This is a genomic window from Paenibacillus dokdonensis, from assembly GCF_004916975.1.
GTDB classification, from domain to species: domain Bacteria; phylum Bacillota; class Bacilli; order Paenibacillales; family Paenibacillaceae; genus Paenibacillus_AQ; species Paenibacillus_AQ dokdonensis.
Map to the genome: position 1 here is coordinate 81,864 of NZ_STGQ01000001.1, position 17,135 is coordinate 98,998.

The following is a 17,135-nucleotide window of genomic DNA, read 5'->3' on the forward strand; positions in this document are numbered from 1 at the left end:
GAACATGGCAGAAGTTACGGTCAAACCAAACGCCGCCGCTCCAGTCATGGAGGAAGTGTCAGGCCCCTGGCGTGATGCGTGGAGGGCGTTTCGTAAAAATAAAATCGCGATGATCGGGCTCATGATTATTATTTTCTTCGTTGTGATTGCCCTGATCGCGCCGCTGATTGCCCCCTTTAATTACAAGGATCAGCAGCTGATGGACCGCCTGAAGGCACCATCCTCGGCCCATTGGTTCGGGACGGATGACCTCGGACGCGATCTGTTCAGCCGGGTATTGTATGGCGCAGGAATTTCGCTTTGGGTCGGCTTCTTTTCAGTGATCGGCTCCATTGTGGCCGGCACGGCGCTGGGAATTATTGCGGGCTACTTTGGCAAATGGGCGGATATGGTCATTTCACGACTCTTCGACATTTTGCTGGCATTCCCGAGCATCCTGCTCGCGATTGCGATTGTGGCCATTCTGGGGCCTTCGCTGCAAAATGCGCTGTACGCCATCGCAATCGTTAACATTCCGACTTACGGCCGGCTGGTCCGGGCGAAGGTGCTCAGCTTGAAGAATGAGGAGTACATCACGTCAGCAAAGGCGATTGGAATGAAAAATATGCGTATTCTCCTCAGCCATATTTTGCCGAACAGCCTGACGCCGATCATCGTGCAGGGCACGCTTGGTATTGCGACGGCGATTATCGAAGCGGCGGCCCTCGGCTTCCTTGGTCTTGGCGCCCAGCCTCCGGAGCCGGAGTGGGGCAAAATGCTGTCCGACTCCCGCCAGTTTATTCAGAAGGCGCCTTGGACGGTCGTTTTTCCGGGTGTATCGATCATGCTGACGGTGCTCGGATTCAATCTCCTCGGGGACGGCCTGCGGGATGTACTGGATCCAAGAATGAAAAATTAATATCTGTTAATGCGGCGGTCATGACCTCATTGGATGAGGTGATGGCCGTCTTTTTTGCGTCCTGATTCTCATTTACTTGGTTGGATTTGTAGATGCATGGAGGAATTGAAGGGCTGGGATGGAAGTAGGCACAGAACATCCAAATGATATTTTTTCCAAAAGGCTGTAACTTTTGTCTGTTTGAAACGTGGTTGTTATGAGGGGATTAAATGATGAAGCGCAGCACACTCGAAAGCGTGTACCGGAAATATATGCCTGAAGTGTACCGATATTTGCGGACCCTTTGCGGAGAAGAGGCTGCCGCGGAGGACTTGGTACAGGAGACCTTTTACCGCGCGTATTTGCATCTGGAAAATTACAAGGATGAGAAGATAAAGCCCTGGCTCTTCCGCGTGGCCTACAATGCTTTTATCGATATGAAACGTAAAGAAAGCCGCAGTATCACGTCGTCGGATGATTTTTTTCATAATCTGCCTGATGATGACAGGAAAGGACCCGAATCGGTCATGTTGCAAAAGGAAGCCAGGGATACGCTGCAGGATTGGATATCTAAGCTGCCTGATCTGCAGAAGCAGGCTTTGATTTTAAATGATCTGCATCAGTTTTCATACCAGGAAAGCGCGGATATTATGGGGATTACGTTGTCGCATTTTAAAATTCTGCTGTTTAGGGCCAGGCAGCAGCTAAGGAAGATCCGGGAAAGGAACGATCGGGATGAGCGATGATTTCAAACGAAGGCTGCAGGATTACCGGGATGGAAAACTGCCGGACGATGAAAAGTTAGAGCTGGAGCAGGAGCTGGAGAAGATGGAAGTCTACCAGTCCTATCTGGATAACATGCTGGACAGTGAAGAAAACAAGAAGAACACGGGGCACGGTAAGTTATCTGCTGAAGAGATGAAAATGCATAAGCGGGAAGCAAGACTGCTCCGAAGAGGGAAATGGAAGGCACGTTTTGGCACGGTATTAACACTAATCAGTTTATTTATATGGTTTACGTTCTTGTCTTCGATTGGGAGCGCGATTTACTTTTCAGCAGGAGACCCGGATCGTAATGAAGTTAATAAGGATGTGGTGGAGTCGGCTATCGCTGTCGGCTATCCTAATATTAAAGTTAATCTGAGCAGCAATGCTGGATCATATTTTAATATGAAAGCAAACGGGAAAATGATGAAACGCGTGGGGGATGAAAATCTTGAGGTAGGAGATTTCTCGGGATCATTTCTATTCAGCTGGCTGCGATTATATGATTTCTCCTGGTCAGATGCCGAAGCAACCGGAAAGGTTCTTTTTCAATATCCTGGATATAAAGCCATAGACAGCGATAGAGAATGGAAAAGGCTGGAGAAGCTGCCTGAAGGCACGGTAACGGAGGCGTATGTATCTTATAAACAGCTATATTCAACAGATGATTTTTTGAAGCTGTTCAAGGGCAAGCCGTTTGATCCACTCTGGTTTGCTGTAGACAATGGTGGCGGATCGGCAAAACGCGATTACGGAATGGTGACGAGCCCAATTGGATTTTCGGCGTATCCTATATGGCATCCTGGTGATGGGAAGGTAACGAGTAGTTCAAAACAAAAAACAGGACTCTTCACCTCAATAAGTACAACTTCAACTTCATATCCTGGTGTGGATTCCTACGGCTCAGGAGAGCTACGAAATGAGAACTTTATCAATACCCTGCGCATTCTGGAAAAGCATAAATTAGCGGCGAGAAGTTTGATTCCTTTTGTGGATATAAGTGATACTCTTAATTATGTGGAAAAGAACGGGGTTAAAATCTATGGAGCCGTAGTGACCGGCCCTACCAAAGAAATTCTAAAGCTGAAGAATGACCCTGCCGTGTCCGGTATTCACATTGGAAAAGTCACATTGTGGAACTGGAGCCAGGAGCAGTAATGGACTGATTGGACTGATTTTACAATCTATGTATCCATTAGCCGTCGATGCGGACCATGATAACGGTCTGAAAGGCGGTTTTTTTGTGCAGATTTATGATAAGGAAGGCAATGTTCGAATAGAAGAAGCATCACGCGTTTATAAATTTACAAGTACAGCGGGTTCGAAATGTCTTATAATGAAAAAAATAAAAAACTGGAGCCAAGGAGTGCTGTATATGAATATCAAAGAGAAAAGAGAACACCGCCAGTACCCTGAACAAACCAGACTGGATGCGTCCAGAGCTACGTATGAACGGGATTATTCAAGGCTGATTCATTCACCGACATTTCGCCGGTTGCAGGGCAAGTCTCAGGTTTTTGGCGCGGGGACCGGTGACTACTACCGCACACGCCTGACACATTCACTCGAAGTCGCGCAGATTGCCCGCGAAGCGGCCAAAAGTTTGGTGCGTGCACATCCTGAAGTTACGGAGGAGATGGCAGATAATCCTGGACTTGTGATCGATCCGGAGGTCGTGGAATGCGCGGCGATTGCCCATGATTTTGGACATCCGCCTTTTGGACATAAAGGTGAAGAAGTGCTGGATGGCATTCTGGATCAGCTTATCAAGGATAAGACGAAAGAAGCGGTTGAAGGCTTATATATGAACTCCGAGCAAATTCAGGATGTGCGCATCCGCATGCGGCATAAATATGAGCATTTTGAAGGCAACGCGCATAATTTCCGGCTGATTATGTTTTTGGAAAAACGGGAAAACGTGGACGGCCTTAATTTATCCGATGCGGTGCTGCTTGGAATTAACAAATATCCGTTTCCGGGTACGTTGAATAAGAAGGGGCTCTACCAGCATGAATGGAGTTATATTTCGGAGATCCGCCGGGACTGGGGCATTCCCTCCGATAAAAGAACGCTGGAATCGCAGCTCATGGATTTATGCGATGACATTGCCTACTCCGCGCATGACCTGGAAGATGGGATCAAGGCCGGGAAGATTGAGGTTCATGAGCATTTTCTGCATGATCCTTATATTATCCGCCTGATTATAGAGAAGATCATGACGCTGGAGGATTTTTTCTGGAAAGGCTGGGACGCGGACCGTATCCGCCTCAAAGTAGAAGAGGTCATGACCTCCTTCTTGCAGGTCTGGAATGATAAGCTGCCTTCCTGCGAGCATGATTATTCCCGGACTCGGCGCGAGGTCAAGGCCTTCTGGGTAAGTCTGTTCGTCAGTAACCTTGGGGTCATCGAAGACGGGGACTGGAAAAAGGTTACGTTTATCAAGGATAATGAAGAAAATCTCGACATGCTTCGTACCGTTAGCGTCCTGAAGAGCTTTGCCTGGGTCACCATGATCCGGGATTTGCGCGTGCAGCGTCTGCAAAAACGAAGCGAGTGGATGATTAAGCATCTCTGGGATGCTTTTCTCGATCCTGTCACATCCAAATCCATTATTCCGTCCGACTGGCTTCAGCGTTACGAGAGGGATCAGGCTAGCAGCCGCCCGATCTGGACATGGGAGCACATGGTCATCGATTATATCGCCGGCATGACGGACGCCTTTGCGGAAAAGATCTATAATGAATTGTACGGACTAAAGGTAGGTTCCATTTACGATCTGGATTAAATAGAAGATTCATAAACGTTTCGTGTGAGAGGGGCTGAAATCATGACGGGAATAAGCCTAAGCGCGCTGGATTGGTACCAAGAATAGGAGAGGTTTCCTATGAAACCGCGCTTCGGGAGGCAGTGGTGCTTGCGTCTTCGGCGGAACAGTGGGGCTATTCGCGTTATTGGGCAGCTGAGCATCATGATCTGGAGAATCTGTCCTGCGCCTCACCGGAGCTGCTCCTCGCACATATCGGAGCAAAGACTAACCGGATCCGGCTGGGGACAGGCGCTCTGCTCTTGCCTCACTATAGCCCGCTGAAGGTCGCGGAGAGCTTCCGCCTGCTGGCTGCTTTATATCCGGGACGCATGGATCTCGGGATTGGTCGCGCGCCTGGCGGCTCAGCCCATGCTTCGATGGCGCTTAGCGGTAACTTTCTGCAGAACGTGGCAGATATGCCGAAGAAAATGCGTGCCTTGATTAAGCTTCTGAATGACCGATATGTCTATGAAGAACAGCTGGTTCAGGCTAGACCTTTTCCGCAGATCCAGCCGGATTTGTGGATGCTGGGCACGAACAGCAAGAGTGCAGGTTTTGCTGCCGAGTATGGCACAGGTTATGTCTTTGGACAATTTATGAGCGAACGTGACGGAGCCGAGGTGCTGAAAACGTACCGCGAGAGCTTCCAACCTTCTGCTCTGCTGGACAAGCCGCGCATGATGGTGGCGATTGGGGTTATTTGTGCCGGGACGGAGCAGGAGGCAGAGCATCTGCTGCGGGCTGCTAAGCTGCCGGGACCAGAACGGAGCGGGCAGGGAGACCAAGAAGTACGAGGTGAATCACAAAACCGGCTTGTATACGGCACACCGGAGCAGGTAAGGGAGCGGCTCGCATTGATTGCAGACGCCTATGAATGCGATGAATTCCTTGTGTTTACGCCTGTTCAGGATTATCAGAAGCGGCTTGATTCTTATCGCATGCTAGCCTCCTGTTGTTTAGGAGATCATATATAGTTCATTTGGCCTCGGGAAAGGAACAGGTTATTCATGAAAGAACATATACAACAGGTTTTGGCAGAGGGTCAAACGGTTTATCTCTATACGTATGCCAGCCATGAGACGGAAGCGGAGCTTTGCCGTATGGAGATGCGGGCTTTATTTGGCAGCAGCGAGGAATACCGGAAGGAATCACTGCTGCTAAGTCAACAGGATATCGATCCCGACCGCAGTCCGTTCCTGTCTCTGCGTATGGATGTGCTGCTTAGCGGAAGCTCAGTGGAAGAGATTGCGGAGCATGCAGGTTTGAGACAGCTTGTTGAGGATAAAAAAACCTTCAAAGTGATATTTATCAAATCAGGTGATTTTTATCCTTATGAGGAACAGAGGGCATTTGAACGGCTCGTCGGAAGCCGCATTCAGGGAAAGGCCGATATGAGGAAGCCGGATGTTACGCTAGGGCTGATCTCTATACAGGGGACCTGGCTGCTTGGCGTATGTCACTACCCTAAGCGGGCATGGCATTCGCATATCCATAAACCGCAGAACTATTCCACGGGCCTCAGCGCCGCCACAGCCAGAACGCTGGTTAATATTATGGCACCGGATACAGAAGGTTTACGGGCGGTGGACCCTTGCTGCGGGATGGGCAATGTGCTGATTGAAGCCTTGTCCATGGGGCTGGACATCCTAGGAAGAGATATCAATCCGCTTGCCATCCGCGGAGCCAGAACGAATCTGGAGCACTACGGTTATCCTGTGGAGCTGGTTACGCTGGGGGATATGAATGAACTGGATGGTCCGTTCGATGCCGCAATTTTAGATATGCCCTATAATCTCTGCTCTGTGCTGCCAACGGAAGATCAGAGGCATATGCTGGCGAGCCTTCATCGTCTGGCGCCGCGGGCGGTGGTCGTATCCACCGAAGAAGAGGTGCGAAGCCGAATCGAAGAAGCGGGTTACCGCATCAAGGATGAATGCAAGGTATGGAAGGGTAGCTTTGTACGCCATGTGTGGCTGTGCGAGGCTTAATATAGTAAAGCCCCAGTCTCTTCTAAATGAGAGACTGGGGCTTTTATTATTAATACATCCGTTCGTAATCAACCAGATTGCGCGGCGGCTTTTGCCCTTGGGTGTAGGCTTTAACATTTTCCGTGAAAATATCAACCACCCGCTCGGTGTAACGGTCATTGCTTCCGGCAACATGCGGAGTAATAATCACCTGTTCCATCGTCCACAGCGGATTGTCTGAAGGGAGCGGTTCCTGTTCGAATACGTCCAGGCCAGCACCGCTGATTTGTCCGCTGTTCAAGGCATCAATTAGCGAAGACGTATCAACCGTCGGCCCGCGGCCGGCATTGATGAAGCATGCGCCTTTTTTGGCTGCCTTCCAGGCTGCGGCGTCAAACATATGATGAGTTTCCTCCGTTAGAGGCAGTACATTCACGATGTAATCACCTTGCCCAAGAGCCTCATGCAAGCCATTCATCGTAAGCATCTGATCTACGTTCGGCTCCGGTTTATCCGAGCGTCTGACCCCAATAACATGCATGCCGAAGGCCTTGGCCAGTCGGGCAGTTTCGCGGCCGATTTCCCCCACGCCGACGATAACCAATGTTTTGCCGTTTATCTCGCCCAGCGTACTGTGTCCAGGAACGGTCAGATCCGATTTCCAGTTCTTTTGCAGCTGATGGCGGACGGCGATATGCATCTGACGGGAGAAGGAGAGCATCATAGCAAATATGCTTTCCGAGATCGGAATGGCATGCACACCGCTGGAGTTGGTGAGCAGGATGCCCCGATCCCTTAATCGCTCTAAAGGCAGGGTATCCACACCCGCAGACCAAGTCTGTACCCATTTCAGCTTACTATCCTCCTGCAGGGCATGTTCGGCAATCGTTTTCGACCAACCGACGATGATCTCCGCGTTCTTGATCTGCTCTGGGTCGAGCTCCTTCTTATTCTTTACAATCATTTCAAAGCCGGGGGCGGCCTGCTCGATCTGATGAATTTGTTCCGGTGTCAGGGAATGAAGACATACGATTTGTTTCATGCTTAAGCCTCCTCATTCTGTGATATGTACTTATTGATTACCTACTAGAATACCAGATTTAAACAGGCAGTGAAAAGAAGGGGAACTTTTCTATATAAAGATTTTATCACGAAAGGTATGTCTCCGACTTTGATCTTTACGATATAATCAGGTTACTTACATATAGATGTGGAGGCTTAGCAAGCGTATGATGCAAAATGCAGCAGGAAAGGCTACGGGACAAAGTGCGGGCCTGATTCGAAGGTTTATAGCGTATTATGGTCCACATAAAAGACTGTTTATGATCGATTTTGGCGTGCGGTGGTAGCGGGATTGCTTGAGCTGGGATTTCCGGTCGCAGTCCAGTGGGTGGTGGACAAGCTGCTGCCGGATGGAGCATGGGGAACGATTATCGCAGCGGGATGCGGCTTGCTCGCCCTCTATCTGATCAGCATGGGGCTGCAGTTTATCGTGAGCTACTGGGGGCATAAGCTGGGCATCAATATCGAATCGGATATGCGCCAGCAGGCGTTTAACCATGTGCAGAAGCAGTCGTTCAAGTATTTTGACAACACAAAAACAGGGCATTTGATGTCGCGAATGACCAATGATCTTTTTGATATCGGGGAGATGGCCCATCACGGGCCGGAAGATATGTTTATTGCCGTCATGACTTTTTTCGGAGCGTTTTGCATCATGTGGACGGTCAACTGGCAGCTTGCCCTGATCACTTTCATTATCATGCCGTTTATCGTATGGATGATTGTATTTTTTAATCAGAGGCTGAACCATGCCTCCTCGGAAATGTTCCGCAATATAGCGGAGCTGAATGCTGGCGTCGAAGATAGCGTTTCCGGGATTCGGGTCGTCAAATCCTTTGGCAACGAAAAATTTGAAATCGAGCGTTTTCGCGTAAGCAATGCCGGTTTCCGTCTCGCGAAGCTGCGCTCGTACTGGGTCATGTCTTTTAGTGTCTCGGGGATGTATATGCTGACACGACTGATCTCGTTGATCGTGCTGATCTGCGGAGCCTGGTTTGCTTATCGGAATAAGCTGACTTACGGCGAACTGGTTGCTTTTCTGCTGTACGTCAATATTTTCCTGAAGCCGATCGACAAAATCAATGCCTTGATGGAGAGCTATCCAAAGGGGATGGCAGGCTTCAAACGCTCTGTGACCTGATGGATACCGACCCTGAAATTAAGGATCAGCCGAATGCGGTGGAAGTGAAGCAGCTTCGTGGTGATATTGAATTCCGTGACGTATCATTCGGCTACGAAAATCACAGAAGGATTCTGGAGGATATCAATCTGACGGTTCAAGCCGGTGAAACGGTAGCATTGGTCGGACCCTCAGGTGCCGGAAAATCAACACTGTGCAGTCTCATCCCGCGCTTTTACGATGTGGAAGAAGGAGCCATCATGATTGATGGGCTGGATATCCGTGAAATGACCCAGCATTCGCTCCGCTCACAGATCGGTATGGTACAGCAGGATGTATTCCTGTTCAGCGGGACGATCCGTGAAAATATCGCCTACGGGGATTTGAATGCGAGCGAAGAGGATCTGCTGGATGCGGTGCAAAAAGCTCATCTGGAATCCCTCGTGGCATCACTGCCGGCTGGGCTTGATACCATTATTGGTGAGCGCGGCCTGAAGTTGTCTGGCGGACAGCGCCAACGACTGGCCATTGCGCGCATGTTTCTCAAGAATCCTCCGATATTAATTTTGGATGAAGCGACATCTGCACTCGATACCGAGACAGAAGCAATTATCCAGGAAGCGCTGGAAATCTTGGCGGTCAACCGGACCACGCTTGTGATCGCGCATAGACTGGCTACCATCCGTAATGCTGACCGGATTATCGTCGTAACGGAAGAGGGAATCGCCGAGCATGGACGCCACGAGGAACTGCTGCAAAGCGGGGGCGTGTATGCAAGACTGCATCAAGCACAATTTGGATGAAAATGATCATTACCAAGACCGCGGGAAAGTTTTCCTGTGGTCTTATATTTTTGGAGGACATAGGCATTTTTGGGATATACTAAAATGAGGCTATTATATAGAAGGAAAATTTACGGAAAGGGGTATATTTTACATGGATAAGCAAATAAAGGAGCAGCCGATGCGGCTGTTTATAGCCATAAAATTATCTGAGGAACTAAAGTCCAAGCTGGAAGGATGGAGAGAACAATATCAGACAGAATTCGCTTTCAAAAAATGGACGCACAGGGAGGATTATCATATTACTATCCAGTTTCTGGGGGATGTAGAACCAGTCCGCTTACCTGCCATTTCGAAAAAGCTTCAGACCATAGCTCACCAATTTCATCCATTTAAACTTAAGTTTGGGAAAGCCGGTATCTTTGGTGTTGAGACCTCCCCAAAAGTGCTTTGGGCTGGAGTAATTGACTACAATCATATGCTCAATCAACTGCAGGAAGCTGTGACTAATGGAATGGAAGAGTTCGGGTTTGTGAAAGAGTCCCGTCCATATCATCCCCATATCACAATTGCCCAAAAATACACGGGAAATGAGCCTTTTCAAATGGATTCAGTGCCCTCATTACTTCCGCAAACAGCGCCCAAGGGGCAAGAAGAGGGGGAGGCCTTCTGGACTATAAACGAATTTGTACTTTTTTCCACGCATTTGCACGATCGTCCAATGTATGAGATACTAGAATCCTTCCGCATGGAAGATTAGGAGATTGAACTTTTCAAGCTTTATTTTTAGTCATATAAAAAATTCCTGCACATAAAACAATAGCTTTTCCCTTTAGCCGTATCCTGTGAACCGTAAAATTGTGCCGTCACGAAGCTGTTGATGTTGTAAAAAAGTACCCATGTTTTTCCGTTTACTCTCGTATTCGCGGATGCAGCAAGTCACCGAAAATTTTTTTGGGTTTTCAAACCCTCTGTTTTCGGTTACATAAGAAGGGAATGTGCCGGAATATAGGAGGAGAAATATGTACACTCTACGACAAAACCGCTGGATGGCTTTGCTTATCGGAGTTCTTCTAGTGTGTTTCTCTGCGATTTGTTTGCTTCTTCAAAATGAACAGGCCAATAAATTGCAGAATAAAAGCAGTATGAATCTGAATCGCTTTGATTCGATTTCTTTAAGCAAGACCGAAGTCAAGGCCGCTAAACCGGCGAATATACAGATTACGTCACAATCATCCCATAACAGACTGCCCCTGCGTCTTCAAAATGTAAATAATTTGAATCCGTGGAAAAATAAATCGAAGGTTATTTTTATCGAAAGTCTTCCTGCGAAATCGCCACAGGCAAAGACGAAGCTGGAAATTGAGCAGCTGAACGCAAAACCGAAGGTGACAAAAGTGGAGGCGACTCATCAGAAAGAGCTGAATCCTCAGCTTACTCCCCCTAAAAAATTATTCTTCAGCCGGACCAAACTGCTAAGTCCATCGGAACAGGCAAAATCGACCTGGCAGTACAATGTATCCGCTGATGATGTGCTCCTGCTGCAAAGAATTATTATGGCAGAAGCAGAAGGCGAACCGTACCAAGGCAAAGTTGCAGTAGCGAATGTTGTCTTGAACCGGCTGCGGTCAGCCAATTTTCCCAATACCATTAAAAAGGTTATATATCAAAAATATCAGTTCAGTCCTGTGGCTAACGGACGGTTTGATCGCGTGAAGCCGAACCAGGATAGTATTCATGCTGCCAATGAAGCGTTGAACGGCAAGAAGGCAGTGACGGATGATACGTATTATTTTCTTTCCCTTAAGCTGGCAGATGATCTGACAGTACATCATACACGCACATTTGAGAAGCGGATCGGAAACCACTCTTTTTACAAATAAATACCAATTAGATAGAATAGGGTTAGATTGAGGTTTTTTCTTATCAATCCGGTTCATGTTGGGTAATTTATTGTAGGAGGTGCCACATTCATGAAAATTACGTATTACGGCCATTCTTGTGTACTTGTTGAGGCTGAAGGCAGAAGTGTTATTATTGATCCCTTTTTGACGGGAAATCCCGCTTCGGGAATTTCACCAAAGGATATTCATGTGGATGCTGTACTGCTGACGCATGGACATGCGGATCATTTTGGAGACTGCATCGAGATTGCCAAGGGGAATGAATGCCCGATTATAGCTGTGTTTGAACTGGCGGAATACTGCCGGAGCCAAGGTGTTCAAACCTATGGCATGAACATCGGCGGAAGCCAGTCGTTTGACGGTTTTAAAGTGAAATATACGCTGGCCTTTCACAGCTCCTCAGTATCGGTGGGGGATTCCTGGATTTATGCAGGAGAGCCTGGAGGCATTTTGCTGACGATGGGTGGCAAGACCTTCTTCCATGCCGGGGATACAGCGTTGTTCGGTGATATGCGTTTGATTGGTGAAATGAACAAAATTGATGCTGCTGCACTCCCGATCGGAGATGCGCTGACCATGGGACCGGAGGATGCATTGCTGGCGGCCAAGTGGCTGAACGCGGAGAAAGTGCTGCCGGTACACTACAATACATTTTCGGGTATCCATCAGGATGGGCTTCTTTTCTGTGAGCGGCTCAGTCAGGAAGGGATTAAGGGATATCCACTGAAGGCGGGGGGGAGCTTCGAAATCTGAGGCTGCCCGAGCAAACACCACTCTCTATCCTGGGCATATACTATGATTGAATAGGCCTACAGGAAAGGCGGGAGCCCCGATGAACTACCGGACAAACGGAAGCGGTACAATCGCCGTTCACCACCTGCAGTATATTATTCAGGCAGAGTATCGTTCCATGATCAATGCACAGCGCCTGCTGCATCTAGCACCTCCGGAACACCGGATGCATTTCAGCAGGAGTGTGGAAGTGAAACAGAAGGAACGCCTCGCGGTCTGGACACGTTTGTATTATCATTTAACCGCTTGTTATCCCGTGTTCACCAAAGTGGAGCCGCCAAAAGATTATGTGTCAGGACTTAAAGCATCTGTCTTCGATGCGCTTGATGCCGCCGATCTCTATGCAGTACTGCTGGACCGTGCGCAGGAACCCGAGCTTCAGCGTATACTGCAGCGTGCCATGAATGGGGAGAACCGTTTGGCTGCCCGTCTGAACTTCTTGTACAGCAGCTATATGCTGGAGAATGGTGATTTGGTTAAAAGCAAAGGGCTCATCGGTGTGATAAAAAAACAGCTTCCTCCTTTTTAGGAGGGAGCTGTTTTTGCGAGTTTATAGCCTGCTGCTTCGTGAAGAAGTTTGCGGGCTCCACTGTCGTAATAATTCGTAAACCTGCTGCGCGCAATAAAATGGCTCGCTGCCTGGCTCAGGACTAACCAGAGATTTCAGCCTGCTGTTTTCCACAGACTCATATTCATGAATCAGGCGATGATGCCAGCGATCCAGGACAGCGGGGGAGTGGATCATTTCTGCACTTCCAAGCTCCACGAAGTATTGGCCGTTTTCTTCCTCCTGGCCAGGTATCACTTCGTAAAACAGCATCGGTATGCCTTTGGCCAAGCCTTCGGTGCATGTCATGCCTCCGGGCTTGGTAATGAGCAGATCGGAGACATCCATCCATTTATCGATCTGATTGGTATAGCCAAGCAGGTGGATGTTAGGATGATTGAGTACAGGACTGCTTTTCATTTTATGGAGGAGTTTTTCATTGCTTCCAGTGCATAATATCAGCTGGATCTGATCCGCCCAGGATATCAGCAGACTTATCATTTCTTTGTTAAAGGAAACGCCCCAGCCCCCGCTCATGATCAGAACCGTCGGCATACGTCTTAGTCCAAGCTCTTGAAGCAGCTGTTCCTTGTCCGCTCTTTCCCAGAAATTCGGGTGAACAGGGATGCCGGTCACTTGAATAGATGAGGAAGGAACGTTCCGGCGTAATAGCAAGTTTTTGACCCTGGTTGTAGACACCAGGTATTGATTAACTTCCTTATTAACCCATGTACCATGGACATCATAATCCGTAATTAGCGTAACGAGCGGCACGGGTATCCCCTGCCTTTTGAGGCGTGAGATCACAGCATTGGGAAAAGGATGCGTACATACGATCAAATCCGGTTTAAGCTGTTTAATGACCTGAGCCGCCTGCGTGTAAAAGAGCCGATGCAAGGCGAGCTTGGTCAGTCGGTTGAGCGATTTATTATATTGCTTGCGGTAGAGCATCCCGACCAGTTTGGGGCTGCTGCTGACCGTTTTACGGTATGCCGACAGGATTAAGGGACCCATCTTCGGATTTAAAAATTTACCGAGCTCGATGACGCGGCACTGAAGATTGGGGTCGAGCCTCTTCATCCCGGCCGCCAGTGCGTATGCTGCTTGCGTATGGCCTGTGCCGAAGCCCTCAGACAGCAGCAGCACTCTCTTTTTCCGCATGTTTTCACCCACTTTTCCTTCCTCTATCTTACAGGAGGATATGGTAAAAATCTATAAACGGCTGTCATTTCAGCAGGATGGAAAACGAGTGTGTGAAAATAAAAGAAAAGATTCTGAAAAAAATGTCTGGGAGGGGTTGCCAGCAGTCTTTGAACGTGATAAAGTATGAATTGACCATATGACCGGATTGGAAATCTGGTCAGTACAATGAATGAATAATCTAAAGAAAAGGAGGAGAAGGATATGCCTGCGGTAGATCGTCGGAAGCAAATCCTTCAAGCGGCAGCGCAGTCTTTTGCCCTGTTTGGATATAAGGCGACGACGATGGATCAGGTGGCAAAAATCGCGAACGTGGGCAAAGGGACCATCTATACATTTTTCACGAACAAGGAAGAGCTGTTTGATGAAATTTTGTACAGTGTGATCGTGGAGATGAAAGGACTTGCTGAGAGTAAAATCAGGCGGGAGCATACCTTTTTTGAGAACCTGTACAGGGTCTTGGACGCTTTGCTGGAATTCAGGGATGACCATGAGCTGTTCATCAAGCTGTCCCAAGAGGTCCGGGATGTCGGTACACTGAAAGCCAGGGAAGGGATTGCCAAGCTGGAGCGTGTAATTTTGGATTACTTGGAGAGAGAAATCACCTCTGCGCTTGACCATAGAGAAATCAAACCTTGTGATCCGCAAGTGGTTGCCATTGTTATGTTCAAGCTGTATATTGCTCTGACTTCCGATTTTAATCAGATACGGGAACCTCTGGGCAAGGAAGAAATTCATCATTATATCCAATTGTTTTTAGCAGATGGTCTGGCGGAGTCTTCCTGAAGCAGCATACACATCAAAATAGCGGGGCAGACCTTGCTTCCAAGTACGAGCAGCCTAAGAAGGCGGCCGGAAAAGGAAGTTTTTATTAGCTTCAAAATGACCAAATGATCAAAACGGTCATTTAGTATTAAGAAACAATAGAGAATATAAGGAGAGAAACATTCATGAAGTCATTATCTGTATTTTTCAAGGATATGGCTGCGACGGTCCGCAACCGGAAGCTGCTTATTTCCATGGTAGCTGTGCTCTGTATTCCGGTTATGTATGCCGGATTATTCCTGACAGCCTTCTGGGATCCTTACGGTAAAATGGATCAATTGCCAGTGGCGGTTGTTAATACGGACACCGGTGCAGAGTATGGGGACCAGTCGCTGCATGTTGGGGAAGAGCTCATTGATGAGCTGAAGAAAAGCGATGATTTTGCTTGGAAGTTTGTAAGCCGCGAGGAAGCGGAGAAGGGGATGGAGGAAGACAAGTATTATATGACGATTGTCATTCCTGAAGACTTTTCATCCAAAGCCGCGACGGTACTGGATGAGCATCCGCAGCCTTCCGAAATCATCTTCGAACCGAATGAAGGGTATAACTTCCTGGCTTCGCAAATCGGAGGAACAGCCGTAAAGGAAATCAGAACAAAAGTATCCGAGAAGGTAACCGAAGCTTATTCCAAGACATTGTTCGATCAAATCAAAACGGTATCTGATGGCTTGGGTGAAGCAGGCAGCGGTGCATCCGACATTTCAGACGGAGCTGTGAAGCTTGATGAAGGAGCTGCCAAGCTGAAAGAAAATTTGAGCAAAATGGTGGCAGGCACGGTTAAGCTGCAGGAAGGCATTCAGCCGCTTTCAAACGGAGCAGGTGACCTGCAAAAAGGCGCCTTGAGCCTGAAGGAAGGCTCAACGACTTTGGCAAGTGGTCTGGGTCAGTTGAGTTCAGCACATAAGCAGCTGGAAGACGGCGTTGTCTCCGCGCATCAGGGATCCGTACAATTGAAAGACGGGCTGACCGCGTCTGAAGCTGGCAGTGCAAAGTTGAAAGCGGGACTGCAATCCGCAGTAGACGGCAGCAGCAAGCTTCAAGCCGGGTTGGCATCGACAATGGATGGCAGCGGCAAGCTTCAGGATGGGCTGAAGCAATCGGAAGCAGGCAGCGCCAAGCTGGCCGAAAGCATGAAAGCCGCCGAAGCTGGCGGGGCTCAAGTGGCATCGGGTGCCCAAGGCGTAGCACAGGGCTTGCAGCAGTTAGCTCAGTCAAGTCCGGAGCTTGCTCAAAACCCGGCAGTGCAAAAGCTGATCGCAGCAAGCCAGACAGTAGCCAAAGGCAGTGAACAGCTGCATCAAGGACAGCAGCAGCTCAGCGAAGGAGCTTCGCAGCTGCATAAGTCTCAACAGCAGCTTTCAGGCGGAGCCTCCGATCTCCATGATGGATTGCAGCAGCTATCCGGTGGTGCGACCCAGCTCAGCGAAGGAGCAACGCAGCTGACAACAGGTGTGGATCAGCTGCATCAAGGACAGCAGCAGCTGGTTCAAGGAGCAACCCAACTCGAAGCAGGTCAATCCAAGCTGGAAGACGGAATGAAGCTGTTCGGCACGAAGCTGGCCGATGCGGCTATTGGCAGCAAGCAATTATCCAGCGGCGCAGCTCAAATATTCGATGGTTCAGGCAAGCTGAAGGGCGGTATGAGCCAGCTAGGCAGCGGCGTAACTGTCTTAGCGGATGGCTCGAAGCAGCTTGATACCGGCGCTGGCCAATTGACCGAAGGACTCGGCAAGCTGAAAGACGGTTCCGGAGAGCTGGCCTCTAAGCTGAATGAAGCAGCTAAGAAAACGGGTGAAGTTAAAGCTGGTGACGAGAACTTCCAAATGTTTGCGGAACCTGTTCACATCCAAGAGAATAAGTTCTCCAATGTACCGAATTATGGAACAGGTTTTGCGCCATACTTCCTGTCTCTAGGGTTGTTTGTGGGTGCCTTGATTAGTACTATTGTTATTCCAATGAGAGATACATCCGTGATGGGTGCTTCGGGCTTCAACCGGTTCATCAGCCGGACATTCTCCTTCGTATTGATGAGTGTGCTGCAGTCCTTATTGTCTGCTCTTGTCATCTTGTACGGATTGAAGCTTGATGTACAGAGCGTTCCGCTCTTCTATCTCTTTACATTTATCACGAGCTTGTCCTTTATGTTTATGATTCAAGCCATTGTTACCTGGCTGGATCAGCCTGGACGTTTTGTCGTCATCGTACTCTTGATCTTCCAATTGACAACCAGTGCAGGCACGTTCCCGCTGGAGCTGATTCCAGACTGGATGAAGAGCCTCAATCCGCTTCTGCCAATGACATACAGTGTCAAAGGGTTCAAAGCGGTTATATCTACCGGCGACTTCACATTGATGTGGCAGCAAGCCGCTGTACTCGGCGCCGTGGGCATCGTATTCTTGGCCCTGACGTTCGTATACTTCTCCATGAAATCGCATAAAGGTATTCTTGATCAGCAGCAAGCGCCGAGCGTGTCCGCATAATAGATACA

General features: G+C 48.7%; 14 protein-coding genes and 1 pseudogene. 13 read left to right on the forward strand and 2 right to left on the reverse strand.

Annotated elements, in window-relative coordinates; translation table 11 throughout:
• The first annotated feature begins 4 nt into the window (after positions 1 to 4).
• From nikC to E6W40_RS00500, 6 genes are all read left to right on the forward strand, one after another.
• Entirely contained in the window at positions 5 to 898 is an 894-nt protein-coding gene (gene nikC, locus E6W40_RS00475; protein WP_136603681.1) for a nickel transporter permease, read from the forward strand.
• 209 nt (positions 899 to 1,107) lie between these two features.
• Entirely contained in the window at positions 1,108 to 1,623 is a 516-nt protein-coding gene (locus E6W40_RS00480; RefSeq protein ID WP_246072769.1) for a sigma-70 family RNA polymerase sigma factor, read from the forward strand.
• A complete protein-coding gene (locus E6W40_RS00485) occupies positions 1,613 to 2,800 on the forward strand; it encodes an anti-sigma factor (RefSeq protein ID WP_136603683.1) in 1,188 nt (395 codons plus the stop codon). The genes E6W40_RS00480 and E6W40_RS00485 overlap by 11 nt, the downstream gene beginning before the upstream one ends.
• A 217-nt stretch (positions 2,801 to 3,017) precedes the next feature.
• Positions 3,018 to 4,427, forward strand: a complete 1,410-nt coding sequence (locus E6W40_RS00490; RefSeq protein ID WP_136603684.1) for a deoxyguanosinetriphosphate triphosphohydrolase family protein — start codon at positions 3,018 to 3,020, stop codon at positions 4,425 to 4,427.
• A 125-nt stretch (positions 4,428 to 4,552) separates the two neighbouring features.
• Complete coding sequence (locus tag E6W40_RS00495; RefSeq protein WP_246072771.1) at positions 4,553 to 5,422, forward strand: MsnO8 family LLM class oxidoreductase; 870 nt, start codon at positions 4,553 to 4,555, stop codon at positions 5,420 to 5,422.
• Between the two features lie 33 nt (positions 5,423 to 5,455).
• Complete coding sequence (locus tag E6W40_RS00500; protein WP_136603686.1) at positions 5,456 to 6,436, forward strand: TRM11 family SAM-dependent methyltransferase; 981 nt, start codon at positions 5,456 to 5,458, stop codon at positions 6,434 to 6,436.
• Between the two features lie 49 nt (positions 6,437 to 6,485).
• Here the strand turns inward: E6W40_RS00500 and E6W40_RS00505 are convergent, their stop codons facing one another.
• Positions 6,486 to 7,457 (reverse strand): D-2-hydroxyacid dehydrogenase, encoded by a 972-nt coding sequence (locus E6W40_RS00505; RefSeq protein ID WP_136603687.1) that lies wholly within the window; start codon positions 7,455 to 7,457, stop codon positions 6,486 to 6,488.
• A gap of 232 nt (positions 7,458 to 7,689) precedes the next feature.
• On the opposite strand from E6W40_RS00505, the pseudogene E6W40_RS00510 reads away from it, so the two are divergent.
• The 5 genes and pseudogenes from E6W40_RS00510 to E6W40_RS00530 all read left to right on the forward strand — a co-directional run bounded on the left by E6W40_RS00510 (position 7,690) and on the right by E6W40_RS00530 (position 12,604).
• A pseudogene (locus tag E6W40_RS00510) lies at positions 7,690 to 9,400 on the forward strand (ABC transporter ATP-binding protein).
• A 133-nt stretch (positions 9,401 to 9,533) separates the two neighbouring features.
• On the forward strand, positions 9,534 to 10,139 hold the full coding sequence (thpR, locus tag E6W40_RS00515) for an RNA 2',3'-cyclic phosphodiesterase (protein WP_136603688.1): 606 nt from the start codon (positions 9,534 to 9,536) through the stop codon (positions 10,137 to 10,139).
• Between the two features lie 262 nt (positions 10,140 to 10,401).
• On the forward strand, positions 10,402 to 11,262 hold the full coding sequence (locus E6W40_RS00520) for a cell wall hydrolase (protein ID WP_136603689.1): 861 nt from the start codon (positions 10,402 to 10,404) through the stop codon (positions 11,260 to 11,262).
• 90 nt (positions 11,263 to 11,352) lie between these two features.
• On the forward strand, positions 11,353 to 12,036 hold the full coding sequence (locus E6W40_RS00525) for a metal-dependent hydrolase (protein WP_136603690.1): 684 nt from the start codon (positions 11,353 to 11,355) through the stop codon (positions 12,034 to 12,036).
• A gap of 79 nt (positions 12,037 to 12,115) precedes the next feature.
• Positions 12,116 to 12,604 (forward strand): ferritin-like domain-containing protein, encoded by a 489-nt coding sequence (locus E6W40_RS00530; protein ID WP_136603691.1) that lies wholly within the window; start codon positions 12,116 to 12,118, stop codon positions 12,602 to 12,604.
• A 21-nt stretch (positions 12,605 to 12,625) separates the two neighbouring features.
• Here E6W40_RS00530 and E6W40_RS00535 read toward each other — a convergent pair whose 3' ends face one another.
• The gene (locus E6W40_RS00535) at positions 12,626 to 13,783 is read right to left on the reverse strand and encodes an MGDG synthase family glycosyltransferase (protein WP_136603692.1); all 1,158 of its coding nucleotides are present in this window, start codon (positions 13,781 to 13,783) and stop codon (positions 12,626 to 12,628) included.
• A 243-nt stretch (positions 13,784 to 14,026) separates the two neighbouring features.
• On the opposite strand from E6W40_RS00535, the gene E6W40_RS00540 reads away from it, so the two are divergent.
• Both E6W40_RS00540 and E6W40_RS00545 read left to right on the forward strand, forming a co-directional pair.
• Positions 14,027 to 14,608 (forward strand): TetR/AcrR family transcriptional regulator, encoded by a 582-nt coding sequence (locus E6W40_RS00540; RefSeq protein WP_136603693.1) that lies wholly within the window; start codon positions 14,027 to 14,029, stop codon positions 14,606 to 14,608.
• A gap of 164 nt (positions 14,609 to 14,772) precedes the next feature.
• On the forward strand, positions 14,773 to 17,127 hold the full coding sequence (locus E6W40_RS00545; RefSeq protein ID WP_136603694.1) for a YhgE/Pip domain-containing protein: 2,355 nt from the start codon (positions 14,773 to 14,775) through the stop codon (positions 17,125 to 17,127).
• Positions 17,128 to 17,135 lie beyond the last annotated feature (8 nt).

Excerpts from the sequence above, each read along its gene's own strand:
- nikC (WP_136603681.1), top strand. The coding sequence starts at position 5 with ATGGCAGAAGTTACGGTCAAACCAAACGCCGCCGCTCCAGTCATGGAG.
- E6W40_RS00480 (WP_246072769.1), top strand. The coding sequence starts at position 1,108 with ATGATGAAGCGCAGCACACTCGAAAGCGTGTACCGGAAATATATGCCT.
- E6W40_RS00485 (WP_136603683.1), top strand. The coding sequence starts at position 1,613 with ATGAGCGATGATTTCAAACGAAGGCTGCAGGATTACCGGGATGGAAAA.
- E6W40_RS00490 (WP_136603684.1), top strand. The coding sequence starts at position 3,018 with ATGAATATCAAAGAGAAAAGAGAACACCGCCAGTACCCTGAACAAACC.
- E6W40_RS00500 (WP_136603686.1), top strand. The coding sequence starts at position 5,456 with ATGAAAGAACATATACAACAGGTTTTGGCAGAGGGTCAAACGGTTTAT.
- E6W40_RS00505 (WP_136603687.1), bottom strand. The coding sequence starts at position 7,457 with ATGAAACAAATCGTATGTCTTCATTCCCTGACACCGGAACAAATTCAT.
- thpR (WP_136603688.1), top strand. The coding sequence starts at position 9,534 with ATGGATAAGCAAATAAAGGAGCAGCCGATGCGGCTGTTTATAGCCATA.
- E6W40_RS00520 (WP_136603689.1), top strand. The coding sequence starts at position 10,402 with ATGTACACTCTACGACAAAACCGCTGGATGGCTTTGCTTATCGGAGTT.
- E6W40_RS00525 (WP_136603690.1), top strand. The coding sequence starts at position 11,353 with ATGAAAATTACGTATTACGGCCATTCTTGTGTACTTGTTGAGGCTGAA.
- E6W40_RS00530 (WP_136603691.1), top strand. The coding sequence starts at position 12,116 with ATGAACTACCGGACAAACGGAAGCGGTACAATCGCCGTTCACCACCTG.
- E6W40_RS00535 (WP_136603692.1), bottom strand. The coding sequence starts at position 13,783 with ATGCGGAAAAAGAGAGTGCTGCTGCTGTCTGAGGGCTTCGGCACAGGC.
- E6W40_RS00540 (WP_136603693.1), top strand. The coding sequence starts at position 14,027 with ATGCCTGCGGTAGATCGTCGGAAGCAAATCCTTCAAGCGGCAGCGCAG.
- E6W40_RS00545 (WP_136603694.1), top strand. The coding sequence starts at position 14,773 with ATGAAGTCATTATCTGTATTTTTCAAGGATATGGCTGCGACGGTCCGC.